Genomic DNA, 12,416 nt, shown 5'->3' with positions numbered 1-12,416 from the left:
GTCTTGCAACCGAGGAGAAACCGCCCCGGTCCACACCTGTCAAGCCTATGGCCAAGCCTGCCTATGGCCAAGCCCGCCTATGGCCAAGCCTGAGATGGCCGGTCCTCGATGCGGGCGGCAAGTCCGGTCGCGCAACGGATGGCGGGCCGAGCGCATCCGAGCCGGTCGCATCCCGACCAGGGCGTCCGGCGGGCCACGCGCGTCTTCGGCGTCCGGTGCGACAGGCCGCCGTATACCGCGGCCGGATCCTGGCCGCAGCGCGCGCATCCTCTTTCCGCGCGATCGACGTTACGGTGACGTCCGTGGGCGCGCCGATACGCGTTGGCCCGATGAGCCCGCCGGCGCCGTTCCGGCGCGGCCGGCGCGGGTGATCGAGGATCGAGGCGATGCGCCAGTGGCCGGCGAGTCTGCAGAGTGCCACCTGGCGCGTCAGCCTCTTCACGCTCCTCTACCTTTACCAGGGCGTCGTCGCCGGCTTCGCCCTCACGGCGCTCGTCAACCACTTCGCCGCCGCGGGCGCGTCCACGGCGGAGATCGGCCGGCACCTTGCGGTGGTCGGCCTGCCCTGGGTGCTGCAGCCGCTGCTCTGGGGGCCGTTGATCGACCGTGCGCGACCGTTCCGCATGGGCCCGCGCCGCTTCTGGCTCGTCCTCGCCCTCGCCTGCGCGCAGGCGAGCCTCGCGGGCCTGTTCCTCCTCGGCGCGACCCCCGGGCTGACGGCCGTGAGCGTCGTTCTCTGCCTGCACAGCCTCGCCGCTTCCCTTGCCGACACCGCCACAGACCGGATGATCGCGGACAGCGTGCCCGCCGGCGAACTGGGGCGCACCAGCGCCGGAACACGTGCGGGCTTCGTGATCGGCAGCGCGGCCGGGACCGCGCTCTTCGCGTGGATCCTCGAGACATCGGGCTTCGCCGCAGCGGCCGGGGCGCTCCTCGGCCTGACCACGGTACTCGCCTTCCCCGCCCTGCTCGTGCGCGAGGCACCGGGCGACCGGGTGGTCTCGCTCGGCCTCCGCGCGCCGCCGCACTACACCGAGCCGAGGAAGGCGGCCCCGGCGAAGTCCTTCATACGCGGGCTCCTCGCCGCGTTCCGGACCCGCGACGCCGCGATCCTACTGGCGATGTGCTTTGCCATCGATTTCGGCCTCGCGCTGTTCCAGGTCCCCTTCGCGGTCGCGCTGGTGCAGGTCCATGGCTGGGATGCGGGCGCACTCTCCCGGCTGCAGGCGCTCCTCGCGCTCCTGGGCGGGACGGTCGGCGCGCTGGGCATCGGCGCCTATGTCGATCGCGTCGGCCCGGAGCGAGCCCTGCGCGCCCTCCTGATCGCCGGCGCGCTGGCCTTCGCTGTCGCGGCCTCGCTGATCGCGGCCGGCCTGGAGGCAGCGACGGGGCCCGTCATCCTGGGGCTGGCCAGCGTCGTGCCGGCCCTGCTCTACGTTGCCCTGCTTCCTGCCGTACTGCTGGCGAGCCGTGCGGGGCGTGCATCCGCGACGCAGTTCCAGATCTACATGGCGGTGATGAACCTCGGCGACGTCGTCGGCGCGTGGCTGGCCGGGGCACTGGCATCGCCGGCGGCGCCATCCCTCGTCGCCCTCGGGGTCGCGGGCCTGTTCCTGGTCTGCGCCGGCGCCCGCCCGGGCGAGCGGCGCCCTGCCTGACATCGGGAGCGCGCCGATGGAAATGGCGCCTGCACACCGGAAGCCGACCGCTCGACCGTGAGGGGCCGGAGCAGGGCTGAACGGACCAGTCCTTCGTAGCTCTTTGGCGAAATCCGCGCGGAGAACAAACGCGAGAAACAGCATTCGCGAGCATGCTCGCAGGCGAGTCAGGACATACCGACTGCACCCTGCGTCTTCGCGCTGCTTCCGCCCGGAATCGGACATTACACGGCGGCGCGGCAGGGATTCGAACTGTCGGCTACTCGACCGAAATCAGACATGCGTCCCGATTTCGCGATTCACATATGTTGCCATCGCATTTCGGAACTACGATGATCGACGGACTGATCGGTCGGTTGTCGGCCGATGCGGAGACACCAGAGGTTGCCCGTCCGTCATCGAAAGCTGCCCGTGGGAACAGGAATATCCAACGACCTCGCGGACCTGAACCGCCTTCGCGCCGCCCTCGATGCCTCGTGCGTCGTCGGAACATGGGCGTGGGATCATGTGCGTGGCGTCGTCACGTACGACGAGGGCGCCGCACGCGTTCTGGCCGGCAACCCCGAGCTTGCGGACCGCGAGATCAAGGGTCCGGCTGCCCTTGCCCTCGTCCATCCGACCGACATGACGTGGCTCATGGAGCACATGCACCAGGCCGTGCAGGTCGGCGGGCTGGTGCTTGCCGAATACCGGGTGTTCAGGCGCGACGGGACGGTACGCTGGCTGCTGAGTCGCGGGCGGACGTACCACGACCAGACCGGCCGACCCGAGCGCTCCCACGGCATCCTGATCGACATCACGGAGATGCGCGACGGCGGCGAACGCTACGTCCTCGGAACGACGCCGACCCATGCGGATCCGCTGCTGCAGGCCGCGGACATGGCCCTCTCCCTGAAGAACGTACTGGGACCCACGCCCGCACCGGAGGTGATCGAGGCCGCCAACATGCTTCTGTTCAGGCTCGGCTGCGCCATCGCGCGGGCGACGGATCAGCAACTGCAATAGGGCACGCCGATCGCCCCGTTCGGGCCAACGGAGGTGGCGAACGAATGCCCGTCACCCATCCGGCGGATGGGTGACGGCGCGCGCGGCCGCTACTCGGCGGCGATCTGCCGGGGCCGGACCGCTTCGACCCGGGCCGCGCAGAACTTGAACTCCGGGATCTTGCCCATGGGATCGAGGGCCGGATTGGTCAGGAGATTGGCGGCGGCCTCGGCGTAGCAGAACGGCATGAAGATCATGCCCACCGGCACGTCGCGGTCGGACCGGACCTTGAGTTCCACCGCGCCGCGGCGGGTCTCCAGGCGCATGGTGTCGCCGGGCTCCAGGCCGAGGCGATAGAGCTCCCGCGGTGCCATGAAGGCCACCGCCTCCGGCTCCAGGGCGTCGAGGACGCCCGAGCGCCGGGTCATCGAGCCGGTGTGCCAATGCTCCAGCACGCGGCCCGTGGAGAGCACCATGGGGTACTCGGTGTCGGGCACCTCGTCCGGCGGCACGATGTTGGCCGGGACGATCTTGGCCCGCCCGCTCGCCGTCGGGAAGCCGGCATAGAAGATGATCTCGTTGCCGGGCTGGTCGGGACCGTCGACCGGGTAGGTCACGGCGCCCTCGCGCTCCAAGCGCTCCCAGGTGATGTTCTTCAGGGAGGGCATCACCTGCGCCATCTCGGCGAAGATTTCGGCCGGGCCGGTGTAGTTCCAGTCGAGGCCGAGGCGGCGGGCGAGTTCCTGCAGGATCCACCAATCCTGGCGGGCGTCGCCAGGCGGCGGGACCACGGGCTTGGCGATCTGCACGCGCCGGTCGGTGTTGGTGAAGCTGCCCGCCTTTTCGGCGAAGGCGGAGGCCGGCAGCACCACGTCGGCGTGGAAGGCGGTCTCCGTGAGGAACAGGTCCTGCACCACGAGGTGGTCGAGCATCGCGAGCGCGTGCCGGGCGTGGTTGAGGTCGGGGTCCGACATCGCCGGGTTCTCGCCCTCGACGAACATGCCCTTGATGTCACCCGCATGGATGGCACGCATGATCTCGACCACGGTCAGGCCGTTCTTCGGATCGAGGGACTGGCCCCAGAACGTCTCGAACAGGTCGCGGACGGTCTCGTTCTCCACCGACTGGTAGTCGGGGTAGACCATCGGAATCAGGCCGGCGTCGGAGGCGCCCTGGACGTTGTTCTGGCCACGGAGCGGATGCAGGCCGGTGCCGGGGCGGCCGATCTGGCCGGTGGTCAGCGCCAGCGCGATCAGGCAGCGCGAGTTGTCGGTGCCGTGCACGTGCTGGCTGACGCCCATGCCCCAGAAGATGAGCGAGGCGCGCGAGCGCGCGTAGAGGCGTGCGACCTCGCGCAGGATTTCGGCGTCGATGCCGCAGACCGGGGCCATCTTCTCCGGCGTGAACGCCACGATGCTCTGCTTCAGGCCCTCGAAGTTCTCGGTGTACCCGGCGATGTACTGCTCGTCGTAGAGCTTCTCCGTCACGATGACGTTGAGCATCGCGTTGAGCATCGCGACGTCCGAGCCCGGCTTGAAGGCGAGGTGCTTGTAGGCGTGCCGCGACAGGACCTGACGGCGCGGATCCATGATGATCAGCTTGGCGCCGCGCTCCTTGACCGCGTTCTTGATGAAGGTCGCGGCCACGGGGTGGTTCACCGTCGGGTTGGCGCCGATGATGACGATGACCTCCGCGTCGAGGGCCGCCGAGAACGGGGCCGAGACGGCGCCCGAGTTCAGGCCCTCCATCAGGGCCGCGACCGAGGAGGCGTGGCAGAGCCGGGTGCAGTGGTCGACGTTGTTCGAGCCGAAGCCGAGGCGCACCAGCTTCTGGAAAAGGTAGGCCTCCTCGTTCGATCCCTTGGCCGAGCCGAAGCCCGCCAGAGCCTTGCGGCCGACGGTGTCGCGGATGTGCTTGAGGCCACCGGCGGCGCGCTCCAGCGCCTCCTCCCAGGTGGCTTCACGGAAGTGGGTCCAGGGATTGGCCGGATCGACCTGGTCGTTGGCGTCCTTGGCGACGTTGTCGAGGCGGATCAGCGGCTTGGTCAACCGGTGGGGATGGTGGACGTAGTCGAAGCCGAAGCGGCCCTTGACGCAGAGGCGGTTCTGGTTGGCCGGCCCGTCGCGCCCCTCGGCGTAGACGATCTTATTGTCCTTGACCTTGTAGGAGACCTGGCAGCCGACGCCGCAATACGGGCAGAGGGAATCCACCTCGCGGTCGGGATAGACGGTCCGGGTCTGTTGATCGTCGAGATAGGCCGCCGGCATCAGCGCGCCGGTCGGGCAGGCCTGGACGCACTCGCCGCAGGCCACACAGGTCGACTGGCCCATCGGGTCGTCGAAGTCGAACACGGGCTTGGCGTCCGCCGAGCGGTAGGCCATGCCGATGACGTCGTTGACCTGGACCTCGCGGCAAGCGCGGACGCAGAGGTTGCACTGGATGCAGGCGTCGAGGTTCACCCGCATGGCCGGGTGGCTCCAATCGCCCTCCCAGCGCTGGGCCGCCGGGAAACGGCTCTCGCTGATCGCGACATGGTCGGCCTGCGCCCAGAAATGCGAGGTCGGGTCGTGCGAGATCGCCCGGGCCGGCTGGTCGGCCACGAGGAGCTCCATCACCATGGCGCGGGCCTTGGTGGCCCGCTCGGAGGCGGACTTCACCTTCATGCCGACGCCCGGCACCCGCTTGCACGAGGCGGCGAGCACGCGCTCGCCCTCGATCTCGACCATGCAGGCGCGGCAATTGCCGTCCGGCCGGTAGCCCGGGGCGGGCTTGTGGCAGAGGTGGGGAATGTGCGTGCCGAGGCGCTGGGCGACCGCCCAGATCGTCTCACCGGGCGCGGCCTCGACCTGCTGCCCGTCGAACTCGAAGATCACGCCGGGGATGCCGGCGGGCATCTCCTTGAGGCCGAAGGTGCCGCTCGGGGCCGGTCCCGCCTGGCCGCCCGACTGGGTGCCTTCGGAGTAGGTGCTCCCGGCGCCCGGGTTGGCGCCGGCCGCCTTGCCGCCCGCATCCTGCGGGCCGGTGGGGGTGGTGGCGTGGGCTCCGTTGAGACCAGAGTTCTGTGTGCCGCTGCTCATGGTTCCGCTCCAGACATGGCGCAGGAAAATCGGGGATCGGGCAGCCGCCGCGAGGGGCGGCCGCACCGTCGGATCGGAGACGGATCGCTACTCGGCCGCGATCCGTTGCGGCGAGGGGAACAGGTCCGGGAAGTACTTGATCACGGTGGTCAGCGGGTTCGACGCCGCCTGGCCCAGGCCGCAGATCGAGGCGTCGCGCATGCATTGCGAGAGTTCGCCGAGGAGCTCGGTGTCCCAGACGTCGTTCTCCATCATCACGCGTGCCTTCTGCGTGCCGGAGCGGCAGGGCGTGCACTGCCCGCAGGACTCGTCCTCGAAGAACCGCATCAGGTTCAGCGCCGCGCCGCGCACGTCGTCCCGGTCCGACAGGACGATGACGGCGGCCGAGCCGATGAAGCAGCCGTACTTCTCGAGGGTGCCGAAATCGAGGGGGATGTCGTCCATGCTGGCCGGCAGAATGCCGCCGGAGGCGCCCCCCGGCAGGTAGGCCGCGAAGGTGTGCCCGTCGCTGATCCCGCCGCAATACTCCTCGATCAGTTCACGAATGTTGAGGCCGGCCGGCGCCAGCTTCACCCCCGGCTCCTTCACGCGGCCCGAGACCGAGTAGGAGCGCAGGCCGACCCGGCCGTTGCGGCCGTGGCCCTTCCACCACTCGGCCCCCTTCTCGACCAGGTCCCTGACCCAGTAGAGGGTTTCGACGTTGTTGATGAGCGTCGGGCGGTTGAACAGGCCGACCTGGAACGGGAAGGGCGGCTTGTGGCGCGGCAGGCCGCGCTTGCCCTCGAGCGACTCGATCAGCGAGGATTCCTCGCCGCAGATATAGGCGCCCGCGCCCCGGCGCAGGTGGATGCGCGGTCCGCCGGCCGGGAGCCGGGCGATCTCGCGGGCCAGGATCTCGCGGGAGATCGGGTACTCGTCGCGCAGGTAGATGTAGACGTCGGCCGCCTCCACCACGTGGGCGCCGATGAGCATGCCCTCGAGGAAGCGGTGCGGATCGGCGTTGAGGTAGAGCTGGTCCTTGAAGGTGCCGGGCTCGCCCTCGTCGCCGTTCACCGCCATGAGGCGGGGACCGGGCTCGCCACGCACCGAGCGCCACTTGCGGCCCGTGGGGAAGCCGGCGCCGCCGAGGCCGCGCAGGCCACCGTCGTCCAGCACCTGAAGAACCGCGTCGATGGTGAGCTCACCGGAGCGCAGACGGTCGAGGACGGCGTAGCCCCCGCCCGCCCGGTAGGCGTCGTAGTCGGGGTAGGCCGGCAGATGGGCGTGGGTATCCCCCGCCGCGACCGCCGCCTGCACGCTGGCGACATCGGCCTTGTGCAGGAAGTTATGGCCGACCTCCACCGCCGGAGCATGGTCGCACAGGCCCACGCAGGGCGCGCGCACGACGCGGACCCCGCTGCCGAGGGTCTCGCGCAGGGCCTCCAGCAGGGGCTCGGCGCCGAACATCGCGCAGGTGAGGCTGTCGCAGACGCGCACGGTGAGCGCCGGCAGATCGGCCTCGCCATCCTTCAGCACATCGAAATGCGCGTAGAACGTCGCCGTCTCGAACACCTCGGCGAAGGCCAGCCCCATCTCGTCGGCGAGGGCCGCGAGGTGGGGGGCGCTGATCTGGCCGTAGGTGTCCTGCACGAGGTGCAGGTGCTCGATCAGGAGGTCGCGCTGCCGCGAGCGGTCGCCCAGCAGGCGCTCGATCTCGACCTTGGCCACGGGCTCGACCTGACGTCCCTTTGGCACGGGCCGCGCCCGATCGCGCCCCTTGCCGGGGTGCTCGAAGCGGCGGACCACACCGTTGTCATGCTCGCTCATACCGTGATCCTGACTTCTGGCATACAAAATACCATCAAAGGCCCTACACTTATATACCGCGCCCGGCCGAACGCATGCAAAAAATTGCGGCGTCTACTGGCCGCCAAAAGCGCGCAGGGGGCGCCCGGCCTCCGAGCGCTGTCGGAAGCTGAGCGTACCGTCCGGGGCGACCGCATCGAGGCGGGGCCCCACGACGGCCCCGAGGTCGAGTTCGAAAGCGTCCAGGGCCTCGTTGATGCGCCCGACGCCCGCTTCGTCGAGCGGTTCGCCCTTCGGAAGATCCGAGCCGATGCCGCGCAGGGCGGTGCGCAGGGTCTCCGACAACTCGTGCGTCAGGGGAGGCGTGGCCTCCGCGGCGTAGCCGCGGGCAATGCCCTCGATCAGATCCTGCGGAGAATGGGTTTGAAGTTCGGTCATCGGCGCGCCTCCCGGCATTCTTGTTCGCCGGATCAACGCACGGCGCATGATTTCAGGCGCATGGCCCGAGCGAAGACTTGGAAACCGGGCTCGGCGGGGTGGCGACCGCCCGTGGGGAATTCGGAACCACGGCGGGCACGCACGTCCCCAGAAATGCCGCTCCGGAGCGGCCGGGCCCCACTCATGCCCGGCGCGCCCGCTCCGCCTCCCCGATGGCTGCCTCGACGATGTCGAGGGCGTCCGTCATCTGCCCCGGCGTGACGGTGAGGGGCGGCGTCAGGGTCAGGACGTTGCCCATGGTGGTCTTGAACGACAGGCCGGCATCGAGGGCCCGGTACAGCACCGCCTCGGCGAGGTCGGCATCGGGTTCGCGGGTGGCGCGGTCGCGCACCAGTTCGATGCCGAGGAGGCAGCCCCGCCCGCGCACGTCGCCGATGGTCGGGCAGCGCGCCATCATGGCGCCGAGGCGCTCCAGGGCGAGCGCCCCCACCCGCGCGGCGTTGGCGACGAGATCCTCGTCCTCGATGATTCGGATCGTCTCCAGGGCGGCCCGCGTCGTCACCGGGTTCTTCTCGTGGGTGTAGTGCCCGAAGGCCCAGGCGCCGCCGACGTCGAGGGAGGGATCGGCGATCACCGCCGCGATCGGCAGGATGCCGCCGCCGAGGCCCTTGCCGATCACCAGGATATCGGGCGCGACACCGTCGTGCTCGCAGGAGAACATTCGCCCGGTCTTGCCGAGGCCGGTGGGAATCTCGTCGAAGATCAGCAGCACCCCGTGCCGGTCGCAGATGCGCCGGACCTCGGCCCAGAACCCCGGCGGCGGGATGTAGGGCACCGCCCGCGTCGGCTCGGCGACGAGGGCCGCCACGTCGGGATCGCGGGTCAGCACGTAGTCGATCATCCGGGCGCAGGCCCGGCCGCTCGCCTCGGCGCTGTCGGTGCCGTAGGGGCAGCGGTAGCCGCCGAAGGGGGCGACGTGGAGCGCACCGGCCACCAGCGGACCGGCGGGACCGGACCGGAACAGCATCTCGCCCGACATCGCGGCCGAGCCGGTGCCGGCGCCGTGGAAGGCGTCCCAGAACGACAGGGTCTTGTGCCGGCCGGTGGCGGCACGGGCGACCTTCACCGCCACTTCCACCGCGTCCGACCCGCCGGTGGTGAACAGTACCTTGGCGAGGGTGCCGGGCGTGATCGTCGCGAGTGTCTCGGCCAGGGCCAAGGCGGGCTCGCAGGCGTAGCGACGGGGCGCGAAGGGCAGTGCGTCCATCTGCTCGGCGACGGCCCGCTTCAGGCGCGGGTGGCCGTAGCCGATGTGGTGGACGTTGTTGCCGTGGAAATCCATGTAGCGGCGCCCGGCCGCGTCCTCGATCCAGATCCCCTCCGCCCGCGTGATCGCATTGAGGCAGGGCGTCGAGACCGACTGGTGCAGGAAGGCCTCCGAATCCCGCGCGAGCAGCCCGCGCGTCGCCGCGTCGAGGCTCCGCGCCTGCCAGGCGGCACGGCGATCGGTGCGGTTGGTGTCACCCTCGGATTCGGCGATCCGCGCGTCCCGGCTCATGCGATCGCCTCGCGGCGGCGCCAGCCCTGGGCCCGGGCGATGACGACGCGGTTGAGCAGCGCCAGGGCGAGGCGGGCGCCGAGCGCCGTCGCCATGATCACGCTCGCCATCGCGGCGGCCGCCGCCGTGGTCCCGGCCTCGTCCATGTGGACGATGGCGATGGCCGCGAGCTTGGTGCTCGGCCCGTAGAGGAAGATCACCGCCGAGACCGTCGTCATCGCGTTGACGAACAGGTAGACGAACAGCTCCAGCACGGTCGGCAGGCAGATCGGCAGGCTGACCCGGCGGAACGTCTGCCAGAACGGCACCTTCAGCGAGGCCGACACGGCCTCGAATTCCGGGTCGATCTGCTTGAGCGCCGTCGTCGCCGTTACATGCGCCACCGTGTAGTAGTGCGCGAGCGTGTTGATCACGAGGAGCGCCAGACTTCCGTAGAGGACGTTCAGCGGGTTCCAGGGCGCGTTGAAGAAGAACACGTAGCCGAGGCCGAGGACGAGGCCCGGCACGGCGAGCGGCAGCATCGCCAGCAACTGGGCGAAGGCCCGGCCGGCGGGAAACAGCCTCAGCTTCTCGATGAGGTAGGCCCCGCAGAACACGACCGCCGTGCCGATGGCGGCCACCGAGAGCGCCATGGCCAGCGAGTTCCAGTAGGGAGACCAGCCGTCGGCATCGGCCGCCGCGAAGTCGTAATGGTCGAGGGTCAGGCCGAGATTGTAGGGCCAGTAGCGGATGAACGAGGCCCAGACCGCGACCCCGTAGGTGCCCGCGATCACGCCGGCCACGAGCACCGCGTAGGCCAGCGCGAGCGGGTCACGGACCGGGTGGGCCTTGGGCTCGTAGGGCACCGAGCGGGCCGAGAGGAGGGACGATTGCCGGCGCTGGATCAGGCGGTCGACCACGAAGGCCAGCACGGCGGGCACCAGCATCAGCAGGCCGACGACGGCGCCCATGGGGAAGTTCTGCTGGCCCACCACCTGCCGGTAGGCGTCGGTGGCCAGCACCGCGTACTGGCCGCCGATCACCTTCGGGATGCCGAAATCCGTGACCACCAGGGTGAAGACCACGAAGGCCGCGCTGACGAGGCCGTAGCGGGCCCCCGGCAAAGTCACGGTGAGGAAGGTGCGCCAGCGGCGCGTCCCCATGGCGGCGGCGGCCTCGTAGTGGCGCCCGTCGGAGAGGCCGAGGGCGGTGACGAGGATGATCAGGGCGTGCGGGAAGGCGTAGAGGCATTCCGCGAGGGTGATGCCGATCGGCCCGTAGACGCTGCGGCCGAACAGCAGGCCGCGCAGCAAGCCCTGGTTGCCGAGGATGTAGGTGAGCGCGATGCCCGACAGCAGCGAGGGCGCGAACAGCGGCAGGAGCGCCAGCGCCAGGAACAGGCCCTTGAACGGCATCGCCGTGCGGGTGAGCGCGTAGGCGTAGCCGAAGGCCAGCGGCACCACGATTCCCACGACGCTGCCGGCGACGGTCAGGCTGTTGAACAGGGCCTCGACCAGGGTCGGCGTCGCGAAGTAGGTGCGGAAGTTCGACAGCCCCGCCATCCCGCCATCCGGCGCCTCCAGGCTCTTGATCAGCAGCGCGCCGAGGGGCAGCGCGATGACGAGCAGGAGGAGGAGGCACAGGCCCGCGACGAGCGCGACGCCGATCGCGGCCTCGGGCACGGCCCGGCGTTTCGCGGGCGCGGCCTCCGGCAGAACCCGGGCGAGGCTGGGTTTCCCCAGGATGGACTCGGCCACGGCGCGGCTCACGCGTGCGCCGCCACGGGGAAGGCCCGCAGGGCCGCCGGCGGCAGGGAGACGTAGAGGTACTGGCCTTCCGTCAGGGCGAGGTCGCCGTGGAGGTTGGCCGAAACGTCGGCCACCAGCGAGCCGCCGAGGTCGAGGCTCGGTTCCAGGCGGGCGCGGGTGAAGGCGCCCAGGAATTCGAGGCTTCGCACCCGCACCTGAAACGCGTTGACGTCGGTCGGCCGCACGTTGCCGACCCGGATCTCCTCCGGCCGGAAGCCGAGGCGCACCGGACTGCCGGGGATGAAGCCGCGCCCCTCCTCGCAGACGAGATCGACGGCGCCGACCCGGAGTTGGCGGGCCGATCCGACCCGGGCATCGAGAAACGTCATCGCTCCGATGAAGTCGGCCACGAAGGCGGTGGCGGGGTTTCGGTAGATCTCCGCAGGGGTGCCCACCTGCTCGATCGTGCCGCGGTTCATCACCACGACCCGGTCGGCCATGGCCAGCGCCTCCTCCTGGTCGTGGGTGACCATGATGGTGGTGATCCCGAGGCGCCGCTGAAGCTGCCGGATCTCGTCGCGCAGCCGCGTGCGCACCTTGGCGTCCAGCGCCGAAAGCGGCTCGTCGAGGAGGAGCAGGGAGGGCGAGGTCGCCAGGGCGCGGGCGAGCGCCACCCGCTGCTGCTGGCCGCCCGAGAGTTGGACCGGATACTTAGGCCCCTGCTCGGTCAGGCCCACGAGGGCCAGCAACTCGGCGACCCGGGCGGCGACCCGCGCCCGCGGCATCCGCCGGTTGACGAGGCCGTAGGCGACGTTGGCCGCGACCGTGAGGTTCGGGAACAGCGCGTAGGACTGGAACACGATGCCGAAATCGCGCGCCGCCGGCGGCGCCCGCGAGACGTCGACGGCGCCGATCGCGATGCGCCCCGCATCCTGCCGGTCGAGGCCGGCGATCAGGCGCAGCAGGGTGGTCTTGCCGCAGCCGGAGGGACCGAGGAAGCAGACGAACTCGCCCCGGTCGATCTCCAGGTCGATCCCGTCGAGGGCCGTGAAGGCCCCGTAGCGCTTCGACAATCCCGAAACCCTGAGGAACGGCGTCGCGTCGCGAGGCGTCATGGCGGTGCTCCTGATCTCTGTGCGGCCGGGGCTGCGCCCTACTTCTTGGCAGCCTTCTATTTCTTGGCAGCCTT

At 70.3% G+C, this 12,416-nt stretch carries 8 protein-coding genes; 2 read left to right on the top strand and 6 right to left on the bottom strand.

The genetic code is table 11. The features are described 5' to 3' along the window. The first annotated feature begins 386 nt into the window (after window positions 1-386). Both K2X24_RS23785 and K2X24_RS23780 read left to right on the top strand, forming a co-directional pair. On the top strand, window positions 387-1,658 hold the full coding sequence (locus tag K2X24_RS23785; RefSeq protein WP_292501775.1) for an MFS transporter: 1,272 nt from the start codon (window positions 387-389) through the stop codon (window positions 1,656-1,658). Window positions 1,659-2,042: 384 nt separating this feature from the next. Then, window positions 2,043-2,663, top strand: a complete 621-nt coding sequence (locus K2X24_RS23780; protein ID WP_292501772.1) for a PAS domain-containing protein — start codon at window positions 2,043-2,045, stop codon at window positions 2,661-2,663. A gap of 89 nt (window positions 2,664-2,752) precedes the next feature. Here K2X24_RS23780 and fdhF read toward each other — a convergent pair whose 3' ends face one another. The 6 genes from fdhF to K2X24_RS23750 all read right to left on the bottom strand — a co-directional run bounded on the left by fdhF (window position 2,753) and on the right by K2X24_RS23750 (window position 12,342). Further along, complete coding sequence (gene fdhF, locus K2X24_RS23775; protein WP_292501770.1) at window positions 2,753-5,719, bottom strand: formate dehydrogenase subunit alpha; 2,967 nt, start codon at window positions 5,717-5,719, stop codon at window positions 2,753-2,755. A gap of 87 nt (window positions 5,720-5,806) precedes the next feature. Further along, on the bottom strand, window positions 5,807-7,525 hold the full coding sequence (locus K2X24_RS23770) for an NAD(P)H-dependent oxidoreductase subunit E (RefSeq protein WP_292501769.1): 1,719 nt from the start codon (window positions 7,523-7,525) through the stop codon (window positions 5,807-5,809). Between the two features lie 93 nt (window positions 7,526-7,618). After that, the gene (locus K2X24_RS23765) at window positions 7,619-7,942 is read right to left on the bottom strand and encodes a hypothetical protein (protein ID WP_292501766.1); all 324 of its coding nucleotides are present in this window, start codon (window positions 7,940-7,942) and stop codon (window positions 7,619-7,621) included. Between the two features lie 181 nt (window positions 7,943-8,123). Continuing rightward, the gene (locus K2X24_RS23760; RefSeq protein ID WP_292501764.1) at window positions 8,124-9,500 is read right to left on the bottom strand and encodes an aspartate aminotransferase family protein; all 1,377 of its coding nucleotides are present in this window, start codon (window positions 9,498-9,500) and stop codon (window positions 8,124-8,126) included. Then, the gene (locus K2X24_RS23755; protein ID WP_292501763.1) at window positions 9,497-11,236 is read right to left on the bottom strand and encodes a putative 2-aminoethylphosphonate ABC transporter permease subunit; all 1,740 of its coding nucleotides are present in this window, start codon (window positions 11,234-11,236) and stop codon (window positions 9,497-9,499) included. Before K2X24_RS23755 ends, K2X24_RS23760 begins: the two co-directional genes overlap by 4 nt. An 8-nt stretch (window positions 11,237-11,244) precedes the next feature. After that, a complete protein-coding gene (locus tag K2X24_RS23750; protein WP_292501761.1) occupies window positions 11,245-12,342 on the bottom strand; it encodes a putative 2-aminoethylphosphonate ABC transporter ATP-binding protein in 1,098 nt (365 codons plus the stop codon). Window positions 12,343-12,416 lie beyond the last annotated feature (74 nt).

Origin of the sequence: Methylobacterium sp. (assembly GCF_019750675.1) — a bacterium.
Lineage (GTDB): Bacteria > Pseudomonadota > Alphaproteobacteria > Rhizobiales > Beijerinckiaceae > Methylobacterium.
This window is presented reverse-complemented; position numbering and strand designations above follow the sequence as displayed.